The organism is Curtobacterium sp. UCD-KPL2560 (assembly GCF_001705035.1).
Classification (GTDB): Bacteria; Actinomycetota; Actinomycetes; order Actinomycetales; family Microbacteriaceae; genus Curtobacterium.
On the sequence record NZ_MCIG01000044.1, the window covers coordinates 1 to 20,882 of the forward strand.

The 20,882-nt window shown below is 74.7% G+C and carries 17 protein-coding genes; 7 read left to right on the top strand and 10 right to left on the bottom strand.

Annotated features, from left to right (window positions below):
* Positions 1–177: 177 nt before the first annotated feature.
* Positions 178–3,618: an SdrD B-like domain-containing protein gene (locus tag BEP24_RS10810; RefSeq protein WP_141693438.1), complete on the top strand. Its 3,441-nt coding sequence runs from the start codon at positions 178–180 to the stop codon at positions 3,616–3,618.
* An 85-nt stretch (positions 3,619–3,703) separates the two neighbouring features.
* Here the strand turns inward: BEP24_RS10810 and BEP24_RS10815 are convergent, their stop codons facing one another.
* The 3 genes from BEP24_RS10815 to BEP24_RS10825 form a co-directional block, all read right to left on the bottom strand.
* Positions 3,704–5,203, bottom strand: a complete 1,500-nt coding sequence (locus tag BEP24_RS10815) for an insulinase family protein (protein ID WP_065963223.1) — start codon at positions 5,201–5,203, stop codon at positions 3,704–3,706.
* Positions 5,204–5,289: 86 nt separating this feature from the next.
* Complete coding sequence (locus BEP24_RS10820; RefSeq protein WP_216093134.1) at positions 5,290–6,123, bottom strand: DUF4184 family protein; 834 nt, start codon at positions 6,121–6,123, stop codon at positions 5,290–5,292.
* A gap of 16 nt (positions 6,124–6,139) precedes the next feature.
* Positions 6,140–7,537 (bottom strand): alpha/beta hydrolase-fold protein, encoded by a 1,398-nt coding sequence (locus tag BEP24_RS10825; RefSeq protein WP_065963226.1) that lies wholly within the window; start codon positions 7,535–7,537, stop codon positions 6,140–6,142.
* 248 nt (positions 7,538–7,785) lie between these two features.
* Between BEP24_RS10825 and BEP24_RS10830 the strand changes: the two genes are divergently transcribed.
* Positions 7,786–8,226 carry an NUDIX domain-containing protein gene (locus tag BEP24_RS10830; RefSeq protein WP_065963228.1) on the top strand — a complete coding sequence of 147 codons (441 nt, stop codon included), beginning with the start codon at positions 7,786–7,788 and terminating at the stop codon, positions 8,224–8,226.
* 134 nt (positions 8,227–8,360) lie between these two features.
* Entirely contained in the window at positions 8,361–8,819 is a 459-nt protein-coding gene (locus BEP24_RS10835) for a hypothetical protein (RefSeq protein WP_065963230.1), read from the top strand.
* Here the strand turns inward: BEP24_RS10835 and BEP24_RS10840 are convergent.
* The gene (locus BEP24_RS10840) at positions 8,800–9,168 is read right to left on the bottom strand and encodes a VOC family protein (protein WP_065963232.1); all 369 of its coding nucleotides are present in this window, start codon (positions 9,166–9,168) and stop codon (positions 8,800–8,802) included. The genes BEP24_RS10835 and BEP24_RS10840 overlap by 20 nt on opposite strands.
* Positions 9,169–9,294: 126 nt before the next feature.
* On the opposite strand from BEP24_RS10840, the gene BEP24_RS10845 reads away from it, so the two are divergent.
* From BEP24_RS10845 to BEP24_RS10855, 3 genes are all read left to right on the top strand, one after another.
* Entirely contained in the window at positions 9,295–11,043 is a 1,749-nt protein-coding gene (locus BEP24_RS10845; protein ID WP_065963235.1) for an alkaline phosphatase family protein, read from the top strand.
* Between the two features lie 43 nt (positions 11,044–11,086).
* Positions 11,087–11,725 carry a nucleoside/nucleotide kinase family protein gene (locus BEP24_RS10850; protein WP_065963237.1) on the top strand — a complete coding sequence of 213 codons (639 nt, stop codon included), beginning with the start codon at positions 11,087–11,089 and terminating at the stop codon, positions 11,723–11,725.
* A gap of 83 nt (positions 11,726–11,808) precedes the next feature.
* Positions 11,809–12,642 carry an NAD(P)H-binding protein gene (locus BEP24_RS10855; protein ID WP_065963238.1) on the top strand — a complete coding sequence of 278 codons (834 nt, stop codon included), beginning with the start codon at positions 11,809–11,811 and terminating at the stop codon, positions 12,640–12,642.
* A gap of 232 nt (positions 12,643–12,874) precedes the next feature.
* Here BEP24_RS10855 and BEP24_RS10860 read toward each other — a convergent pair whose 3' ends face one another.
* From BEP24_RS10860 to BEP24_RS10875, 4 genes are all read right to left on the bottom strand, one after another.
* A complete protein-coding gene (locus BEP24_RS10860; RefSeq protein ID WP_065963240.1) occupies positions 12,875–14,152 on the bottom strand; it encodes an MFS transporter in 1,278 nt (425 codons plus the stop codon).
* Positions 14,149–14,823 (bottom strand): HAD hydrolase-like protein, encoded by a 675-nt coding sequence (locus BEP24_RS10865; protein WP_065963241.1) that lies wholly within the window; start codon positions 14,821–14,823, stop codon positions 14,149–14,151. The genes BEP24_RS10860 and BEP24_RS10865 overlap by 4 nt, the downstream gene beginning before the upstream one ends.
* 131 nt (positions 14,824–14,954) lie before the next feature.
* Positions 14,955–15,650, bottom strand: a complete 696-nt coding sequence (gene nucS, locus BEP24_RS10870) for an endonuclease NucS (RefSeq protein ID WP_065963242.1) — start codon at positions 15,648–15,650, stop codon at positions 14,955–14,957.
* Between the two features lie 9 nt (positions 15,651–15,659).
* Positions 15,660–16,979 (bottom strand): MFS transporter, encoded by a 1,320-nt coding sequence (locus BEP24_RS10875; RefSeq protein WP_083230290.1) that lies wholly within the window; start codon positions 16,977–16,979, stop codon positions 15,660–15,662.
* Between the two features lie 95 nt (positions 16,980–17,074).
* On the opposite strand from BEP24_RS10875, the gene BEP24_RS10880 reads away from it, so the two are divergent.
* A complete protein-coding gene (locus BEP24_RS10880) occupies positions 17,075–18,253 on the top strand; it encodes a substrate-binding domain-containing protein (RefSeq protein ID WP_083230291.1) in 1,179 nt (392 codons plus the stop codon).
* 81 nt (positions 18,254–18,334) lie between these two features.
* Here BEP24_RS10880 and BEP24_RS10885 read toward each other — a convergent pair whose 3' ends face one another.
* Positions 18,335–19,555: a lipopolysaccharide biosynthesis protein gene (locus tag BEP24_RS10885; protein WP_065963243.1), complete on the bottom strand. Its 1,221-nt coding sequence runs from the start codon at positions 19,553–19,555 to the stop codon at positions 18,335–18,337.
* A complete protein-coding gene (locus BEP24_RS10890; protein ID WP_065963246.1) occupies positions 19,552–20,862 on the bottom strand; it encodes an MATE family efflux transporter in 1,311 nt (436 codons plus the stop codon). The genes BEP24_RS10885 and BEP24_RS10890 overlap by 4 nt, the downstream gene beginning before the upstream one ends.
* Positions 20,863–20,882 lie beyond the last annotated feature (20 nt).

Consider the following 20,882-nt stretch of genomic DNA (forward strand, 5'->3'; position numbering starts at 1 on the left):
GGCTGGGTCTCTCCGGGCCTGGGTCTCTCCGGGCCCGGGGTCGGGGCCGGGCAGCGTCCGTCGTGGGGTGATGTGCCGTACATACCGAGAGCGTGACCGGAACGTGGAACATCAGTACGTTGCCTCCTGATGTGGACGACACCCTCCGTCGTCCACCGCGACAGGAGGTCCATGGACATGCGCAGGTCACCCATCGCCAGGGCTGCCGCGACGGCATCCGTGTCGTCCGTGGTGCTCGGTTTCGTGCTCGCGACCGCGGCACCCGTCGGTGCGGCGCAGTCCGCGACGGGGTCGGTACCGTCGGCGGCGCCCGGCGGGGCCGTCGACCTCGCCCTCGAGGTCGCCCAGGACGGCAACGGCCCGTTCACCCCGACCGAGGGTCCCGGCGCCGACGCGAGTGCGACGAACGGGATCGTCCGCACCCGCGACGCGATCACGTACCGCGTGACCATGACCTCCACGGGCGGAGCGAGCTCGAACGAGCGCTTCACGCTGACCGCTCCGACGGGGACGAGCTGGGCCGGGGTGCCGGGTCGGTGCACGGGCGCCGGGTCGGCCGTGACCGGTCAGGACCTCACGTGCAACCTCGGCACCGTCGACGAGGGCCGGGCCGTCGTCGTGCCCGTCGTGCTGCAGGTCTCCGCAGAGCGACGGGACGGGGACCGGCTCGAGGTCGCCGCCACCGGTACGGCCGACGCCGCGGCGAACGGGACCGTGACGGCCTCCTCGCCGGCGACGACGGTGTCGGCGGCGGCCCGCTACAACCTGAGCAAGGACGTGCAGGGCTCGGTCCTCCGCACCGGGGTCCCCGGTCCGGACGGCGTGACCCGGGGGATCCAGCTCGTCTACCCGATCGCGGTGGACTGGCAGCCGGTCGTCCCCGGGCAGGGGCTGCTCGGCTTCGCGGCGAGCACGGGTCCGATGACCTTCACGGACGACCTGTCGCAGATCCTCGGTGACCTGCCGTCGCAGGCGGTGCTCTGGAACGGGGGCGCTCCCGCGTGCGGGCCGAACGGCGCGGCGGAACCACGCCTGACCGGACTCCCCGGCGGCGCCGGCGGGGGCGAGCGTGCCGTCGCCGACTCGGGGGAGCTCTCCTGCTCGCAGGCGGGTCCCGGTCGCCCGGTCGACGTCCGCATCGACGGCACGGTCACGGACCCGGACCGCATCCCGACCAGGAACATCGCGGGCGGACCGATCGTCGGCGGCCAGAAGCCGTACGTCGTCAGCGGGTACCTCAGCCTGTGGATGCCGACCCCGCCGGCGGGCACGTCGGTGCAGTCGACCAACACCTACTCGGCGTTGCAGACGACGTCGGTGACCGGTGCCCCGAACTTCCCCGGCAGCACCGAACCGACGGCGGACAACGCCTCGCGCCGGACGATCGTCGAGTACGGCCCCGGCAACGCGTCGAAGCAGCTCTACCGCGTGCGCGACGGCGGCGCGGCGGTCGACATCGGTTCCGCGAAGCGCGGCGATCCGTGGGCGACGCCCGGGACCCTGCTCCGCAGCGATGTCTCCGCGAGCAACGCCGGGCTGACGACCCTCCGCGGTGTGGTGCTCTGCGACACCTTCGACCGTGCGACGCAGCGCCTGACCACGCTCGACCGGGTGACCGCCTGGACCTCGCGGCTGGGTGGTGCCCGGGTGCAGTACGCCGCGTTCACCATGTCCTCCCCGGAAGCCGGGCGGACAGCGACGTGCGACGACGGCGACGGGCCGTGGTACGACAATCCCGAGGACGTCCCCGGCGGCGCCGGAGCGGTCGGCGCCGTGCGGGCGACGGGTGACGTCCTCGGCGGCGAGCAGGCGTCCCTCCACTCGTACGTCACGACCGAGGACGCGCCGAACGGCACCCGCGCGCGTGACTTCGGGCACGTGTGGTTCGGCGACCGGGCGACGACGTGGGTGCACGACGCCTCGCCGGACCCGGGGCTCGCCGCCGGACCGCTCGCGGACAGCGTCGTCCTCACCGAGGACCTGGCACGGATCACGAAGAAGGTCGTCGACCCCGGGCACGACGCGGCCGACACCCCGGACGAGACGACCTCGACGACCGCCGGTGCCACGGTCGAGTACGCGCTCTACCCGACGTTCACGAACGGCAAGACCACGGGGCAGCCGGCCGAGGTGACGGTCCAGGACGTCCTGCCGCAGCACACCCGCTACGTCGACGGCAGTGCCTCGGCACCGCCCGTCGTGGACACCGTGACCGATGCGGGCGGCGAGGGACACCAGCGCCTGACGTGGACCCTGCCCGCCGTCCGGCCGAACGCCCCGATCGAGCCCCTGACCTACACCGCTGCCGTCGCCGACACGGCGCCGCCCGGCCCGATCACGAACACGGCCTCAGCGTCCTCGCCCACCGACGCATCGGACGCGCAGTACCGACAGGCGTCGCGAGCGGTGCAGGTCGTGCGCGGCGGTGGCGTCAGCGTGCTGAAGGCCGCCGTCGACCCCGTCGTGCTCGTCGGGGACGACCTCCGGTGGGACCTCGTGTCCACGAACACCGACACCACTCCGGTCGACGGCGTGGACGTGATCGACGTCCTGCCCCACCGCGGGGACGACCAGGGCTCGGCCTTCCACGGCTCGGTCGCGCTGGCCGGGCCCGTGCCGGTCGACACCGACGGCGGCGAGCAGGTCACCTACACGCGCGCTCGTCCGACGGACGTCGACCTCGACGGTGGCCACCCGTCGAACCGGCCGGGCGGTTCGACCACGTGGTGCGCCGAGACCGCGTTCGGGACCGACGGGTGCCCGGCGACCCTGACCGACGTGACCGCGGTCCGGATCCAGCGCACGGCACCGATCGGGGTCGGGGAGTCCGTCCGGCACCGGGTCGCCGTCCACGGCGTCGGAGCCCACGACGGTGACTCCTACACGAACCGCTTCGGGCTCCGGTCGTCGAGCCTCGCGCTGCCGGTGCGGTCGAACCCCGCGACGGTCCGGGTCGTGTCCGGTGCGGTCGGTGACCGCGTGTGGGACGACCGTGACCACGACGGCGTGCAGGACCACGGCGAGCCGGGGGTCGCCGACGTCGCGGTGGCCCTGCGGGGGACCGACGACCGTGGTGCCGAGGTGACCGAGCGGACGACGTCCCGCGCGGACGGCACCTACCGGTTCGACGGTCTGCGCCCGGGCCGCTACACGGTGGTGTTCTCCGCGCCGGACGACTCGGCCTTCACGACACCGCACGTCGGGGACGACCGGGCGGTCGACTCCGACGCGGGCCCGGACGGGCAGACCGACCCGGTCGAGCTCGGACGCGAGACCGACGCTGCCGGTGCCCTCACCGGGGTCCGTCGCGACGACACGGTCGACGCCGGGCTGGTCGTCGACGAGCCCGGCGAGCCCGGTGGGCCGGACGGACCGGGTGGGCCCGACGGACCGGGCGAGCCCGGCGGCCCGGACGGTGGGTCCGGACCCTCGAGTGGTGGCCGAGGAGCCGACGGCGGGTCCGGCGCTGGCGATCGTGCGGGTGCCGGGACGCCGGGCACCGGGGCGCTCGCCTGGACGGGAGCCGACGTGCGCCTGCCGATCGTGCTCGCCGTGGTGCTCCTGGTGGTGGGGGCGGCGCTCGCCGCGAGGACCCGGAGGCAGCGCGGTCGGTCCTGAGCGACCGGGGATCGGTGCCGGCACCCGCGCACGAGGGCGCAGGTGCCGGCACGTCGGTCAGATCGGCCGGTCGCCGGCGACGGGATCAGGACGAGAAGTCGCGCACCAGGTGGTCCGGCGTCGCAGCGAGCACCGCCGCGACGAACCGTCGGCCCCGCCACCACTCCGCGGCCCGGATGTGGAACGAGTCACCCTGCGTGTCGACGATGGTCACGCCCTCGCTGCCGCGTCTGCCGACGACGGCCGCCTGCGCCAGGTCGACTTCGCGGGACTCCTCTCCACGCGGCCGGAGGACCAGGCGGTGGTCGACGATCTCGGCGTGCATCGTCGCCAGTCCGCTCAGGAGCCGGTCGCGGTGCGTGCTCCGGCCGCGTCCGGGGCGCGCCGGGAACCACACACGAGGGGGGACCGGCCTGCCGATCTTCGCGTCGTCGTGCTCCAGACCGTGCCGCCGCGCGAGTGCCGCGAAGTCGACGTCGGCGTCGCGGTCGACGCAGACGAGCAGCGTCGGGAACGCGTCCTCGAGGGCTTCCCGCAGCTGCGCGAGCTCGGCGGGGGAGACGGGGGAGTCGGCGCTCGGGGCCAGGCCGATCCCGCGGAGTCGTCGCAGCATCGTCGCCCAGATCGTCACGTCGGGGCCGGAGGAGGGATACAGCGCGTTGAGCGCTCGGGAGGCGTCGATCCTGGCGATCGTGGCGGCACTCGGTCCGTGCTCCGCCAGACGCCGGAACACCCCGACGACGGCGGCGGTGGTCTCCTCGACGTCGGAGTCGTCCCCGTCGGCCGTCACGGCGACGACGCTCGTGTCCGCGTCCAGGTCGAGCGTGTGCGAGCTGACGTCGTACGCGAGCGCCGCCTCGATGCGGAGCGCGTCGAAGACCTCGTGTTCGATCACCGCGTCGGCCAGCGGCGCGACCTCCGCCGGGACGACGACCGAGGCGGCCGTGCCGCCGAGGGCCGACTCGACCAGGGCGCCGCGGCGCATCGGTCCGGTCCACCGCTCGATGCGGGTGCTCGGGCGGCCCGGACGGCCGGCGGGCAGCGGGAGGTCGATCACCTCGGGCGGAGCGGTGCCCCCACGGACGATCACCACCGCGTTCTCGGCGACGAAGCGCTCCGCGACCCAGTTCCGGACCTCCTCGGCGGTGATGCCCGCGACCGCGGCCGATCCCGCTCCCGAGCGACCAGGGCCGGCCGGTCCGAAGCGTGCCGTGTGCACCGAGGCGACCTGCTCGTGGAAGCGCAGCCGGTCTTCCTTCTCGAGCACCCTGCGTTCCCGCACGACCGTGTCGTCGGTGGTCTCGGCGAGGGCCGAGACCGAGGCCGCGAACCGCCCGAGGAGTGCCAATGCCTCGTCGGTGGTCTCGGTGGTGACCTCGAAGAAGGTGACGTGGTCGTGCGTGGTGGCGTTGTGCCACGTGGTGATCGGGAGCGCCCCACGGACCGCGAGGTGCTCCACGAGGTGGGTGATCCCGGCGAGGGTGACCGGCTCGTCACAGGAGCCCACGCCGAACGCCAGCCGTGCCTCGACGACGCCCGGTGCGGAGGCGTGGACGGTCGGGACGGGGCGGAGCTGTTCGGGCACAGGTCATGCTCACACGGAACCCGGCGGCGACCGCGCCCCAGTCCGAGGGCCGGTGAGTGGGCGGCTCGGGTGTCGGCCCGTGCCGGTCAGCGTCCCGGCGGTCCCTCGGTGCGGGACCCGTGCCGCCGCACCACGAGCAGCAGCACCGCCCCGCCGACGAGCCCGACCGCGACCACCACCGGCACGCGGAACGCCAGCGCCGTGACCGCACCGCCGAGCCCGCGCCCGGCCAGCAGCGCCGCGCCGCCGACCGCGACGGACAGCACCACGGCCGCACCGGCGACCACCTCGGCGACACGACGCTCACCCGCGCTCGGCGTCCGCTCCGCCCGGGGTGCCGTGCGCCGCCACCAGACCACGGCGGCCACGAGCAACGCGAGCAGCCCGAGCGCCGACGACGTGTCCTGCAGGAAGAACGGGAGCGGGTACCCGCCCACCGTGCCCTCGCGGAGCGCCGGCCAGGCCTGGACCACGAACCCGTGGCCGTGCGTGAAGCCGTCCCAGACGACGTGGGTCACGCTGCCGAGCACGCACCCGACCAGGACCGGCAGTACGCGCCGGACCGTGACCAGCAGTGCGCGCCGGATGCGGACCGGCAGTGCGTCGGGGTCCCCGACCCTCCGCGCCTGCGGGGAGCACCTCCGGACGGGCCGCGGCGTCGCCCACGACAGCGGGACGCGCGCCCGGACACCCGGGACGACCGGAGCCCACGCCGGACGGACGAGCAGCCACCACACGCCGAGCACGACGAGCGAGACGGCGAGGTCGATCGTCGGGATGCCCCACCAGGAGTGCGCGTCCTCGTACCGGGGCAGGAACGGAGCGAACAGCACGGTGTCCGGGGCCATCGACCCGACGGCGACGGCGGCGACCGGGACGGGGAGTCGCCGCGCGCCGAGGGCGACGACGGCGTGGCTCACGGTGAAGGGCACGGTGTCAGCGCACGAGGTGGGTGCGGCGCATGAACCACTCCACGCCCTCGGCCAGGGCGACGCCGGCGGTGTGCCAGTCGTGCCCGCCGCCCTCGATCATCCGGACGGTCACGTCGGTCCCCGCCGCCCGTGCCGCGTCGGCGATGACCGGGACGACCGGCCCGTAGCGGCTGTCGTCGGCCCCCGCGGCGATGAAGGCCGCCGAGGACCGGTACGGCGCGTGGTCCTGGAGCAGTCGGACGGGCTGTGCGTCCTCGAACGCCGCCCGGTCACCACGGAAACCCCGTTGGACGGTTTCATCCTGGTCACCGAGCGTCGGTCCGCGCTGCCCCGAGACGTCGATCCAGGACCCGAAGCGGTGCGGGAACGCGGCGCCGAGCTGCACCGCGCAGGTGCCGCCCTGCGAGAAGCCGCCGATCGCCCACCGGTCGGCGGACTCCGCGGCGTGGAGGTGTCGGTGCACCCACGCGGGGACGTCCTCGGTCAGGTAGGTCGCGCTGTTGCCGAGCGGACCGTCGACGCACATCGGGTTGTTCGTCGCGGCTCCGAGCTGGTCCGGCATCACGACGATCGGGGCGAGCCCGTGGTGTGCCGCCGCCAGGGCGTCGAGTCGTGCGACCATCCGGCCGGCCTCGACGATGTTGGCGGGCGCTGCTCCCGGCCCCTGCCCGGAGAGCATGACGACGACGGGCAGCACGGGGGCGTGCTCGACGAGCGCCGCGGGCGGCAGGTACACGATGGCGGGACGGGCCCGGAAGTGCGAGGTGTCGCCCGGGATCCGGACCGAGCCGTACCGTCCGTGCGTGGGCATGTCCGACGGCGGCTGCCACGCGGCGGCGTCCGCGGCCCGGGTGGACGGGGAGGGATCGTCCGGCAGCGCCAGGGCGGGCACGTGGGACTCACCCAGGGCGTCGGCGACGGTGGGGAACAGACCCGCGTCACGGTTGATCGCGAGCGCGCCGGACAGGACGGCGAGCGGCACGAGGACCGCGGCCACCACGCGGGTGCGCGTCCGTCCGCGCACGAGGCCGACGACCGCCACACCGAGGAGCGCGCAGACGACGCCCGTCCAGATCCGGTCGACCCACGTCGGGGCGATGCCGAGCACGTCGAGGACGTCGCCGAGGAACCAGGAGAGCAGCGCGCCGAGCACTGCACCGGCCACGAGCGCGACCGCGAGCGGTCGCCAGGCCCGCCGGACTGCGAGGACGACGCCGAGGGCCGCCACGACGGTGACCGCGTAGAGCGGGAGCAGGAGGTGGGCGGAGAGCAGGGGGAGGGTCGTCACGAGGGTCCTGGGGGTGTGGTGTCCGCGGAGCGCGGCTTCGGCGTGCTGTTCGGCACCGTAGCGAGCGGAGGTGTCCTGCGGGGGCCGGAACGGCCGTTCCGGGGTGCCTTCCATGCTGATCCTGAGTCATCCCGCACCGAGGTGGCCGGCCGACGGCCGGAGACTGTCCGGTCGGCTGATCGGAAGGGGTCGCGCGGCCGATGCGGCGGCAGGCGGTCGCAGGCGCCGCGGAGACCGGACGGGAGGCGCGGTGCGGCAGCAGGGGACGGCGGGCGCGGTGCTGCGGGACGGACGGGAGGCGCGGTGCCGGTCCGGCGGCGCGGCTCGCCTCCGCCCCCTGGTCACGGTGGCAGGGTCGGCGGATGGAGTACACGGACTACGACACCCGGCTCGCCGCCTACGGCGTCGTCACGGACGGCGACCGCGTGCTCCTCGCCCGCCTGCGCATCGCCGAGCGGGGCACGTGGACGCTGCCCGGCGGCGGGGTCGAGTTCGAGGAGAGCGTCGAGCAGGCCGTCGTGCGGGAGATCCGCGAGGAGACCGGCTACGAGGCGACCTGCGGCGCGCTCCTCGGGGTGCGGCACCACATCGTGCCCGTCGAGCGGCGACTGCACGCCACCGGTCGGCCCATGAAGGCCGTCCAGGTCGTGTTCCGGGCGTCGGTCACGGGCGGTTCGCTGCGCCACGAGGCGGACGGCACCACCGACGAGGCCGCCTGGGTCCCGATCGCCGAGCTGCCCCACCGACGGCACGGGCTGCTCGTGCCGATCGCCCTCGGGTGGGCGGGCGTGCTCGGACGCTGAGCCCGGCCCGTGCCGGTCCCGGCCGGTGGCGTCGTCGCTGTGGGGACACCCGGGCACGGACGGAGCGGGAAACCGGGCGGCGTCCACGGTCCGTCGGTAGCGTCGTGCCACGACGTCGAGCGAGAGGAGCGGACGTGCACGGCGAGGCGACCGACCTGTCCGCCCGGCTCTGGGACGAGCGGGCGGTGCTCGCGCAGCTCGTCGACGACGCCGACCGCGCGGACGTCGTCCCGGCGCTGTTCGAGCGGCTCCGTGCGCTGCGCCTGGAGCGGGACGTCCTGGTGCACGCCCTCGCGGCCCGGTGGGGCGCCGCACAGCCCGACCGGCGCGACGCCCTCGGTCACCCCGACGGCACACACCTGCCCGGCAGCGCGCTCGCAGCCGGCGGCACGGAAGCGCCCGGCAGCACCGACGATGCCGACCCGGACGCCCTGGCGGCGCTCGCCGCGGTCGCCCCGCCACCGTGGGACCTGCTCCTCCCCGGACACGTGGACGCGCTCGACCGCCTCGCGGCCGAGGTGACCGCGGCGCTGCCCCCCGGACCCCTGCGGGACGAGTGGGAGCGCCTCGACGTCACTCCTCGACGACGCTGAGCACGTTGCCCGACGGGTCGGTGAACCACGCGATGAGCGGTCCGCCGTGCCGGTTCACCCCGCGCTCGTCGGTGAGGCCCTCGTAGCGGAGGAACGCGACGCCGGCGGCGGTGAGCTCGTCGACCGCGGCGTCCACGTCCGGCACCGGGAAGTTCAGCACCGTGGCGGACGCCGGCTCGTGGGCGTCGCCCTTCGGGTACAGGAGCACGCGGTGTCCGTCGCCGAGCAGCAGCGACAGCATGCCGTGCTCCTCGCGCACCGGGACCCCGAGGACCCCCTCGTAGAACCTCCGGGCCGTCGGCACGTCCCGCACCGAGAACCCGCTGAACGCCTTCGTCGCGTCGATCACCGCACCAGGCAACCACCGACGGCGCCCCGCCGCACACCGACGGCCCGGCCGCACACCGAGTGCCCTCCCGGAGCCGGCCCGGCGGCTGCACGCCACGTCCGCACCGCCCGGTGGTAGGAACGTGCCATGGCAGCTGACGAGCACCGCGGCGACGGGCGCGCCGCGGACGGACCGCACCAGAGCCGACGGTCGTTCCTCCGGCGGGCGGGCATCGGGGCCGCCGGTGCCGCGGTCGGTGCGGGTGCGGTCGGTGCGGGGGTCGCGGCGGCACGCGGGTCCGACGAGCGCTACGGCTTCGCGCCGCTCCCCGAACGCGCCGAGCCCGGGTTCGACCACGTCGTCGTGCTCATGTTCGAGAACCGCAGCTTCGACCACGTGTTCGGCCGGCTGTACACCGACGCCGAGCTCCGACCCGGGCAGTCCTTCGCCGGGCTGCAGCGCGGCACGCACGAGAACACCGCCCCGGACGGCACGGTCGTCGCGGCACACGTCTACGAGGGCAGCACCGACCACGTGATGAGCCAGCCGGACCCCGACCCCGGCGAGTTCTACCCGCACGTCAACACGCAGTGGTTCGGCACGGTCGACCCGCCCGGCAACGCCGATCCCGGCCGGAACGGGTACGCGCCGCCGTACAACGCACCGGCCGACACGAGCCGCCCGACGATGTCCGGCTTCGTCCGGGACTACGTGGTGAACTACCGGCTCGAGCGCGGCGTCGAGCCCACGCGCGACGAGTACGAGCGCGTGATGGGGGGCTTCTCGCCCGCGATGCTCCCGGTCTTCTCGACCCTGGCGAAGTCGTTCGCGGTCTACGACCACTGGTTCTGCGCGGTGCCGTCGCAGACGTTCTGCAACCGGTCGTTCTTCCATGCCGGCACGTCGCACGGCTTCGTCACGAACGGTCAGCCGGACGGACCCGCCAAGTGGCTGGACGCCCCGGACGTCCCGACGCTCTTCACCCGGCTCGAGGAGGCCGGCAAGAGCTGGCGTGTCTACTTCGACGCCGACCAGGTCGTCTCGCTCACCGGCTTCCTGCACGCCCCCTCGATCGAGCGGTACTGGAAGACCAACTTCCGGAGCATGGCGCAGTTCCACGAGGACGCAGCGAACGGGAACCTGCCCGACTACGCGTTCGTCGAGCCCCGGACGATGTTCGACCACAACGACATGCACCCGCCGGTCTCCCGCCCGAAGGTGGTACCGGAGGCCGACGGCGCGACGTTCGACAGCGCGATGAGCGACGTCCGTGCCGCCGAGGCCCTGCTCGCCGAGGTGTACGGCGCGATCCGGGCCAGCCGCTCGACCACGGGCTCGAACGCCGTGAACACCGCGCTGGTCGTGACCTTCGACGAGCACGGCGGGATCTACGACCACGTCCCGCCGCCCACCGCCACCCCGCCGACGGGCACCGCGGAGCCGGGGGAGATGGGCTTCGGGTTCGACCGGCTGGGCGGCCGCGTCCCCACCTTCGTCGTGTCGGCGTACACCGAGCCCGGCACGATCGTGAACACCCCGATGCACCACGGCTCGATCGCGCACACGCTCTGCCAGCAGCACGGCCTCGAGCCGCTCACGCACCGGGACGCCGACGCCGAGGGCATCCACAACGTCCTGAACCGGCGCGTCCCGCGGCAGCCGCAGCTCTGGCCGGAGGTCACCGCGCCCTACGTCCCGACGAACCCCGAGGCCGCCGCCCGCCGCCGTCGTCCCCGCGGTGCCGAGCGCGACCGTCCGGTCACGGCACCGGGGAAGGGGCTGCTCGGCCTGCTCCTGGCCAAGTACGAGCCCGGCGCCCCCGTGCCCGAGACCTTCGGCGACGCCTACGACGTGCTGACCGAGCACGGACTCGGCCTGTTCGGCGACCGCGACTGACTCCGCCCGGTCCGCCCGACACCGCGTCTGCGAGGATGACCGCGTGACCGCCGAGAGCTCGACCGACGACGCCGTCGCCCGTGCCGTGGAGCTCGCCGGTGCCGGTGGCCGTGTCGTGCTCGGCATCGTCGGTGCCCCGGGTGCGGGCAAGTCGACCCTGGCTCGCCGGATCGTCGCCGCGGTCGACGCGCAGCACGGACCGGGCACCGCCGTCCAGGTGCCGATGGACGGGTTCCACCTGGCGAACCGCGCACTCGACGCCCTCGGACGCCGCGACCGCAAGGGTGCGGTGGACACCTTCGACGGTGCCGGCTACGTCGCGCTCGTCCGCCGCCTGGTCGCCGCCGACGAGCCCGTCGTCTGGGCGCCGGACTTCGACCGGACGGTCGACGATCCGGTCGCCGGCAGCATCGCCGTGCCGCGGGCCGCACGCCTCGTCGTCACCGAGGGCAACTACCTGCTCGACGAGGACGAGCCGTGGTCGGCGCTGGCGACGCTGTTCACCGAGACGTGGGCGTGCGTCGTCGCCGACGACGTCCGCGTCGACCGACTGGTCGGCCGGCACGTCCGACACGGACGCGACCCGGAGTCGGCCCGTGCCTGGGCGGTCGAGGTCGACGGCGTGAACGCCGCGAGGGTCGTGGCGGGGCTGCACCGCGCCTCCAGGACGGTCCTGACGTGACCGGAACCGGCGCGACCGACCCGACCTGACCTGACCTGATCTGACCCGACCACCACCGCACCACACGACCGACGGGACCGACCATGACCATCGCCATCACCGGCGCGATCGGCAACATCGGCGGCGCCGTCGCCCGCGCGCTCGCCGCAGCCGGCACGCCCTTCCGGATGCTCGTGCGCGACCCCGCCCGCGCACCGGAGCTGCCCGGGACCGAGGTCGCCGTCGCGTCGTTCGCCGACGTCGACGCGAGCCGGGCCGCCCTCGAGGGCGTCGACCTGCTGCTCATGGTCTCCGGCGCCGAGGCCGAGGACCGCCTCGCCCAGCACCGCGCCTTCGTCGGGGCCGCGGCGACCGCGGGCGTCCGGCACGTCGTGTACACGTCGTTCGTCGGGGCCGCGCCCGACGCGACCTTCACCCTCGGGCGCGATCACTGGGCGACCGAGGAGGCGATCCGCGCGACCTCGATGGCGCACACGTTCCTGCGGGACTCGTTCTACCTCGACTTCGTCGAGGACCTGGTCGGCGAGGACGGCGTGATCCGCGGTCCGGCTGCGGACGGTGCGATGGCCGCGGTCGCCCGGGCGGACGTCGCACGGGTCGCCACCGAGGTGCTGCTGCACCCGTCGGCGCACCTCGACCGCACGTACGAGCTGACCGGGCCGGCGGCGATCACCCTCGCGCAGGCGGCGGCGATCGTCGCCGAGGTGCGCGGGCGCGAGGTCTCGTACCGCCCGGAGACGCTCGAGGAGGCCTACGCCTCCCGCGCGCGGTGGGAACCGGCGCCGTGGCAGGCGGACGCGTGGGTGAGCACGTACACGGCGATCGCCGAGGGCGCGCTCGCCCGGGTGTCGGGCGACGTCGAGCGGGTGACCGGGCGGCGGCCGATGACCCTGCGCGAGGTGCTGGCCGCAGGCTGACGCGGCGTGGGGGACGCGCGCGGGGTCGCCGCGCGTCCGCCGCCGGGCCGGGCACCGCGGATTGAGCAGAAGACGTCGGGTGGCGGGCCCCGACCCGACAGTTGCTGCTCCATCGGCGGCCGGGAGGCGCGGGGTGCGTCCGGCAGGCCGGGTGCGGCCCGCGACGGGGCGGACGGGAGGCGCGGGGTGCGTCCGGCAGGCCGGGTGCGGTGCGGGTGCGGTCGCGTCGGGCTCAGGGCACCCGGCGGGCGGCCAGGGTCCCCGCGACGCCGAGCATCAGCACCGACGCGAGCACGACGAGCAGCGGCACCGTCCAGTCCCCGGTCGCCCCGTGCAGGGACCCGGCGACGAGCGGTCCCGCGGAGCCGATCAGGTACCCGCCGCCCTGCACGAACGCCGACATCCGGCGGGCGTCGTCGTCGCTCGTGACGATCCGCACGATGATGATGAACACGACCGTGATCCCACCGCCCTGGGCCGCCCCGCCGAGTACCGACCAGAGCAGCCACAGCTGCGGGGCGAACAGCAGCCCGAGCGGCATCGCGAGCCACAGGAACGCGACGAGGGCGATGATCGCCCGCGGCCGCCACCGGGACGCGAGCACCGGGACGCCGAGCGCACCGACGACCGCGAGGATCTGGAACACCGACGAGCTCGCCCCGGAGGACTCCGCCGAGAACCCGATCTCGTCGTGCAGCAGCGTCGGGATCCACGCCGTGAGCGCGTAGTACGAGAACGCCTGGCCACCGAAGGCCAGCGTGAGTCCCCACGTGATGAGCCGTCGGGCCGGCCGCACCGGCTCGGGCGTCGTCGTCCGCGGGGCCCGGGCGTCGACCGTGTGCACGCTCCCCGTGTCGGTCGTGACGGTCGAGAGCAGCTCGACCGGACCGGTCTCGACGACCGGCTCGACCCGCTCCGGACGGCGCCACGCGGCACGCGGTCCGACGGCGAACGACCACGCGACGCCGGCGACGAGCGCGAAGCCGGCCCACACCGCGATCGCGACCGGCCAGCCCCACACGGCCGCGATCGGCGCGGTGCCGAGCGACGTCGTCATCGACCCGACGTTGAGCGCGGACGTGTACACCCCGGTGACCAGGCCCACGCGTTCCGGCGAGGTGTCCCGTCGGATCACGACCGGGACCACGACGTTGCCGATCGTGATGCCGATGCCGATCACCGCGGTGCCGACGAGCAGCGCCGTCGCCGAGGGCACCGAGCGCAGCACCGTGCCGACGAGCACGATGACGAGCGACAGCGAGACCGCCCGCTCCGGGTCGGCCTTGGCGATGAGCCAGCTCGCGAACGGCGTCGCGAGCGAGAAGCACAGCACCGGGATCGTCGTCAGCAGCCCCGCGACCGTCGCGGTCAGGCCGAGGTCGAGCCGGATCTCCCCGATCACGGGCGCGGGCGCGACGATCGGCCCGCGGAAGTTCAGGGCGATGAGGACGATCGCGGCCGGCAGCACCCAGGCGGCCCCCTGCACCCCTCGACGGACGGCGGTGGTCATCGCGGTGCTCGGTCGTCCGGCAGCAGGATCGGCAGCAGGTCGAGCGGCGTCGCGGCCTGCGCGACGGTGCCGGCGGCTTCCTCCGGGGCGCCGTAGCCCCACGCGGCGAACACGACCGGGACGCCGTGCACCTGCGCGCCCTCGACGTCGTGCATCCGGTCGCCGACGAGCACCGGACGGCTGACGTCGTCGCCGCGGGCGGCCAGGCGGCGGAGGGCCTCTTCGACGACGTCGGCCTTGGCACTGCGCACCTCGTCGTCGCTCGCGCCGGTCACGACGTCGATCCAGGGGAGCAGGCCGTAGTGGTCGAGGATGAGCGTCGCCGGCGTCTCGGGCTTGCTCGTCGCGGTCGAGATCGGCAGGCCGGCCTCGTGCAGGGTGCGGAGGACGACGTCGACGTCCGGGAACATCGCGGAGTCGAGCGCACCGTGCGACAGGTAGTGCTCGCGGTACACGGCCAGCGTGTGGTCCGCCTGCTCCTCGTCCATGCCCATGGCGATGCGGAAGGTGTCCATGATCGGCGGTCCGACGAAGGACATCAGCGTCGCGGTGTCCGGGACGGGCACGCCGACCGTGCGGAAGGTGTGCTTCATGCTCTCGAGGATCCCCGGAGCGGAGTCGCTGATGGTGCCGTCGAGGTCGAACAGGATGGCGGTGTACGGGCGCGTCATGTCCTGCCCACCCTAGTCGCGGCGGTGGGGGCGACCCGGAGCCGGGCCGCAGGGCGCGGTCGGAGCCGCGCCGCGCCTCCCGTCCGACCCGGTCGTGGCGGTGACGTGCGCCCCTGCGCGGGGTGCGTCGCTCAGAACAGGCGGGTGTGCCCGCCCTCGATGCCGCGCATCGCGTCGTAGTCGAGCACCAGGACGCGGATGCCGCGGTCCTCGGCGAGGGTGCGGGCCTGCGGCGCGACGGTCTGCGCGGCGAGCACGCCCTGGACCGGCCGCAGGTGCGGGTCGCGGTTCATCAGCTCGAGGTAGCGCGTGAGCTGCTCGACGGCGTCGATGTTGGCGTTGCGCTTCATCTCGACCGCGACGCTCGCACCGGCGTCGTCCCGCGCCAGGATGTCGACCGGGCCGATCGCGGTCATGTACTCGCGGCGGACGAGGGTGTGCCCCTCGCCGAGGAGCTCGATCTGCTCGGCCAGGAGCTGCTGCAGGTGCGCCTCGACGCCGTCCTTGACCAGACCCGGGTCGATGCCGAGGTCGTGGGTCTCGTCGGCGACGACCTCGTACAGGCTCACGATGAGCTGGTCCTGCGTCTTCTTCTGCGTGACGGTCCAGACCTGCGTGATGCCGGCCTCGGCCTGCTCCGCGGAGGGCTCGCCCATCTCGATCGAGCACGGCGGGCTCATCCAGTTGAGCGGCTTGTAGCTGCCGCCGTCGGAGTGCACGAGCAGGGAGCCGTCGGCCTTCAGCATGAGCAGCCGGGTCGCGAGCGGCAGGTGGGCCGAGAGGCGTCCGGCGTAGTCGACGGAGCAGCGGGCGATGACGAGACGCACCCGGTGATCCTAACGGGGGTCGCGCGTCGCGCTCTCCTGCTGCTCGGTCTGGAGGCGCGGCTCGCCCCCGCCGGTGCCCGTCCGGTCCGTCGGCTGGTCCCGCCCGGCACGGCGCTGCCGCATCGTCTCGGCCGCCGCGCCCGTCTCGCGCGCGGCACCCGAGGCCAGCCCCGCGGCGATGATGAACACGAACACCACGAGCAGGGCGCCGAGCAGGCCGACGTGCTCGCCCAGGAAGCCGATCAGCGGCGGGCCCGCGAGGAACGCCACGTACCCGATGGTGGCGACGGCGCTGACCTTGAGCGCGGCCGATCGGGGGTCGTCCGCCGCGGCCGACATGCCCATCGGGAAGCCGAGGCTCGCGCCGAGGCCCCAGAGCACGACGCCGACGATCGCGATCGGGATGACGTCGACGAAGATGAGGAGCCCGAGCCCGACGACCGCGACGACGGCGCTGACCCGCAGCACCGGGACGCGGCCGAACCGGTCGATGAGCGGGCTGCCGGCGACGCGGCCGACGGTCATCGCGGCGAGGAACACCGTGAGCACCCCGGCGCCGGCGGCGTTGTCGAGCCCGTGTCCGTCGATCATCGCGAGCGGGAGCCAGTCGTTGGCGGAGCCCTCGGCCAGCGCCATGCCGAGCACGATCACGCCGATGAGCAGCGTGGACGGCTGCGTCCAGACCTGGCGACGGGTGAGCTGCGTCGGGACGGGGCTCGTGTCGGTGGCCTCGTGCTCCGCGAACCGGTGCTCGTCGCCGAAGCGCGACGCCGCGGCGAGGAGGACGAGGGCGACGACCACGCCGAGCACGGCGAAGTGCAGCACGACCGGGACCGCGAACCGTTCGGCGAGGGCGCCGAGGCCCGCACCGGCGAGGGTGCCGACGCTGAACGCGGCGTGGAACAGCGGCATGATGGTGCGCCCGCCGGCCTTCTCGGCCGCGGCCCCGGACACGTTCATCGAGACGTCGCAGAGCCCGTTGCCGAACCCGAAGGCGACCAGGGCGACCCAGATCGCCGCGAAGCCCCAGCCCGCGGTGACCGCGACGCCCGCGAGGACGACCCCGACGGCCAGGCAGACGGCCGCCACCTGGACGCCGCGCCTGGCGCCGACCTTGGCGACGACGTGCCCGGCGAACGTCAGGCCGCCGATCGAGCCGACCGCCATGCCGAGCACGAGCAGGCCCATCTCGAACGTCGACGCCCCGAGCGAGTCCCGCACGCTCGGGATGCGTCCGAGCCAGGTCGCGATCGCGAGCCCGGACACCGTGAAGGCCGCGAACACGGCGACGATCCAGGTCCGGGTCGTCGGGGCGGCGGTGGTCGTCATGGGTGGTTCCGATCGTGCTCGAACAGGCTCGGCGGCCTGCGTGTCGCGGCTGGTCGAATCGATTCGACCACGTTCGGTGGCTACGCTAACGGGCGATGGACGAACCGGCAACAGGAACCGGCGCGTCGCGACCGCCGCTGGCCCGCGGGCGCGACCGCGGTCTCGGCGACCGGGAGCGTCGGGCCGTGCGCCCGACCCTGGCCGCGGTGGCACGTGCCGCCGGGGTGGCGCCGTCCACCGCCTCGCTCGCGTTCAGCGGCGCCGGGCCGGTGTCCGAGGACGCCAAGGCCCGGGTGCTGGCCGCCGCTGCCGAGCTCGGCTACGGCGGACCCGACCCCCGGGCGCGTTCGCTCCGCCGCGGTCGCTCCGGCGTGCTCGGCGTCGTGATGGACGAACGGCTCAGCGACGCCTTCCGCGACCCGGTCAACGTCCTGACGCTGGACGGCATCGCGGCCGTCGCCGGTGAGGCCGGAGCGTCCCTCCTGCTCGTCCGCAGCCCGCTCGACGACGACCGCGGGACCGGGCCGATCGTCGACGCCCCGATGGACGCGGTCGTCCTGGTCGGGTGCAACGTGCGGATCGACCCGGCGGTCGCCGTGCTCCGGCGGCGGCAGATCCCCGTCGTCGCCATCGAGGCGGACGAGATCGAGGGTGCCGTCCCGATCCACCTGGACAACCGCGACGCCTCCCGCCGGGCCGCCGCGTACCTCCGCGACCTCGGGCACACGGCCGTGACCGTCGTCACCCTGCCGCTCGACGCCGCACGCCGTCGCGGCCCGGTCGACGCCGCGCGCGAGGCGGCCGGCGTCGCCCACACGACGCTCGAGCGGCTGCGCGGGGTCCGCGAGGTCTACCCGGACGCTCCCGCCCTCGAGGCCGCCGGGAGCGCGGTCGAGGAGGGCCGCATCGCGGGGGAGACCCTGTTCGCCGCCGGTGCCGAGGCTCCGACCGCGGTCGTGGCGCAGAGCGACCTGCTCGCCGTCGGGGTGGTCTCGGCCGCGCTCGACGCCGGGCTCCGCGTGCCCGAGGACGTCAGCGTCGTGGGCTTCGACGGCATCACGGTCGACGACAGCCTGCTGCACCGCTCACCGATCCGGCAGCTGACCACCCTGGTGCAGCCGTTCGAGCAGAAGGGGCGGGCCGCTGCGCGTGCGGCGCTCGCGATGCTCGAGGGCGAGGAACCGCGTCCGGCGGCCTTCACCTCGGAGCTGCGCATCGGCGACACGACGGGTCCGGCGCGCTCCGGCTCGACGCCGCTCGACGCGGCACGCTGATCGGGTCGGGTGCGCCGGTGACCCGGGACCGGTCCCGGGCTCAGGCTGACCGGGTCGGGTGACCCGGGACCGTTCCCGGGCTCAGCCCCGCCGCAGTCCGAGCGCGACCACCGCGACCAGGTTCACGGCGCTCCCCACGAGGAACCCCGTCGTCCCGCCGGCGACCCCGACCGTCGGCGCGAGCACCACAATGAGCACCGCACCGACGACGAAGCCCGCGACCGAGGCGAGTGCGACCTGCCGCGACCGACCAGCAGCGAGCAGGAGCGCCGCGGGCACGAGCCCCACCGTGAACACCCACACGCCGACCATCAGGTACCGCAGGTCCGCGACGGCGGCCGCACCCTCGGCGGGGTAGACGAGCGGCAGGAACCACCCGGCGAGCAGCGCGACGAGCCCGAACACCACCGCGGTCGCGGCGGCGAACCCGCCCACGAGCGTCAGGGCCCCGCGCGACCGGAGCGAGCCGCCGTCGGTGCGGTGCGCGAACGCGGGGACGAGCACCTGCCCGAGGGCCTGGCCGAGCATCGACGCCGGCGTCGCCAGGGTGAAGGCCGCGGCGTACACCCCGGCCTCCCGCGCGGACGACGACACCTGCGCCGAGATCATCGTCAGCTGCAGCAGGCCGTTCGACGTGACGACCGCGAGCACGTTCCACGCGGCGAACCCGAGCACCCCGGTCGTGGGCTCGACGGGCTCGGTGAAGCCGTTCCCCCGTGGCCAGCAGGCGATCGCGAACACCGTGTACCCGACGGCGAGCGGCAGCAGCACCAGCGGCTCGAGGTCGCCGACGCAGGCGAGCACGAGCAGGACGAGCGCGAGGATGCTCGTGACGGTGTCCCAGAACGCGACCCGCGGCGCGCGGCCGTAGCCCAGCTGGGCGCCGCGGGCGGTGCAGTACAGGCCGTACCCGACGACCACGGCGACCCCGCCGACGACCGCGCCGGGTCCGTTGCCCCACGCGAGGGCGACCGGCACCGTGACCGCGGCGAGCACGACGCTCGAGACCACCGTGGTCGCGCCGAGCAGCCGGTTCAGCGCTGCGTCCGAACGACTGCCGCGCAGGGCGATCGCGAGGTACCGCGAGGCGGTGTTGCCGGCCGCGTTCGGCCAGAGCAGCGCAGCGAAGACGGAGAGCGACAGCAGCGCCGTCACCTGCCCGAGGGTCTCGGTGCCGAACACCCGTCCCACCACGACGGTCACGAGCAGCTTCGCGACGCCCTGCACACCGATGCCGACCGTGGCGAGCACCGCCGACGACGCGACCCCGGGCGCCGTCGTGCGTTCCTCGGTGCCGCTCACCGCGCCATCGCCTGGTCGACCCAGCCGGCCCGGTGCGCCCGGACCCCGAGCGTCACCGCCCGGATGCCGATGTACCCGAGGGCGAACGCCGCCCACAGCCCCGCCAGCGTCCCCCCGACCCACCAGAGCAGCGGGAGGTACACGACGAGGTTCACCCCGCCGGCGACCGCGAGGTACCGGGCGTCACCGGCACCGATGAGCACCCCGTCGAGCACGAAGACGTAGCCGGCGATCGGCATCCCGACCGCGACGAGGACGAGCACGGTGGGCAGCGCGTCCTGCACCGCGGGGGAGTCCGAGAACACCGGGCCGAGCAGCCCGCTGACGCCCGCGGTCAGGAGCCCGAGCAGCACGCCGCCCGCGATCCCGAGCAGCACGAGGCGCCGCGTGACGAGCCGGACCCGGTCGGGGTCCCGCGCGCCGAGGCCGTGCCCGACGAGTGCCTGCCCGGCGATCGCCAGCGCGTCGAGGGCGAAGGCCAGGGTCGAGAACACCGTCAGCCCGACCTGCGTCGTCGCGAGGCCCGTCGTCCCGAGGCCCGTCGCGGTCGCCACCGTCGCGAGCATCGCCACCCGCAGCGAGGCCGTGCGCAGGAACAGCCACGCGCCCGACCGCAGTGCGCGGGCGACCCCGGACGCACCGGGCCGCAGCGGTGCACCGGACGCCCGGGCGGCGCGGACCGCGATGCCGACGTAGACCGCGGCCATCGCCCACTGCACGACCACCGTGCCGGCTGCCGACCCCTCGACACCCCAGCCCGCGCCGTAGATGAGCACGGCGTTGAGCAGACCGTTCGCCACGAACCCGACCGTCGCGACGACGAGCGGGGTCCTGGTGTCCTGCAGCCCGCGGAGCAACCCGGTCGACGCGGTCACGACGAGGATCCCGGGCAGCCCGATCAGCGACACCGTCAGGTACGCGGTCGCCGCCGCCGACACCGCGGGCGAGGCCCCGAAGAGCCCGACGAGCGGTCCGGCGAGCGGCCACCCCACGAGCGCGAGCACGACGCCCAGCACGAGGGCCAGCCACATCCCGTCGATGCCGGCGTGCACCGCGGCGCGACGGTCGCCGCCGCCGAGGGCACGGGCCACCGCGGGCGTCGTCGAGTAGGCCAGGAAGACGAGCAGCCCGGTGACCGTCGTGAGCACGGCGCTCGCGATGCCGACGGCGGCGAGGGCGGTCGCGCCGAGGTGCCCGACGAGCGCGGTGTCGGTGAGCAGGAACAGCGGCTCGACCACCAGTGCGCCGAGCGCGGGGACCGCGAGCCGGACGATGTCCCGGTCGACGGCGCGCTGTTCGGCGCGCACGGGTGACACGGGAGGAGGGG

What these genes read in the sequence shown, in the direction of transcription:
- BEP24_RS10855 (WP_065963238.1), top strand. Translation starts at nt 11,809, where the DNA reads ATGACCATCGCCATCACCGGCGCGATCGGCAACATCGGCGGCGCCGTC.
- BEP24_RS10860 (WP_065963240.1), bottom strand. Translation starts at nt 14,152, where the DNA reads ATGACCACCGCCGTCCGTCGAGGGGTGCAGGGGGCCGCCTGGGTGCTG.
- BEP24_RS10865 (WP_065963241.1), bottom strand. Translation starts at nt 14,823, where the DNA reads ATGACGCGCCCGTACACCGCCATCCTGTTCGACCTCGACGGCACCATC.
- BEP24_RS10845 (WP_065963235.1), top strand. Translation starts at nt 9,295, where the DNA reads ATGGCAGCTGACGAGCACCGCGGCGACGGGCGCGCCGCGGACGGACCG.
- BEP24_RS10810 (WP_141693438.1), top strand. Translation starts at nt 178, where the DNA reads ATGCGCAGGTCACCCATCGCCAGGGCTGCCGCGACGGCATCCGTGTCG.
- BEP24_RS10830 (WP_065963228.1), top strand. Translation starts at nt 7,786, where the DNA reads ATGGAGTACACGGACTACGACACCCGGCTCGCCGCCTACGGCGTCGTC.
- BEP24_RS10875 (WP_083230290.1), bottom strand. Translation starts at nt 16,979, where the DNA reads ATGACGACCACCGCCGCCCCGACGACCCGGACCTGGATCGTCGCCGTG.
- BEP24_RS10825 (WP_065963226.1), bottom strand. Translation starts at nt 7,537, where the DNA reads ATGGAAGGCACCCCGGAACGGCCGTTCCGGCCCCCGCAGGACACCTCC.
- BEP24_RS10880 (WP_083230291.1), top strand. Translation starts at nt 17,075, where the DNA reads ATGGACGAACCGGCAACAGGAACCGGCGCGTCGCGACCGCCGCTGGCC.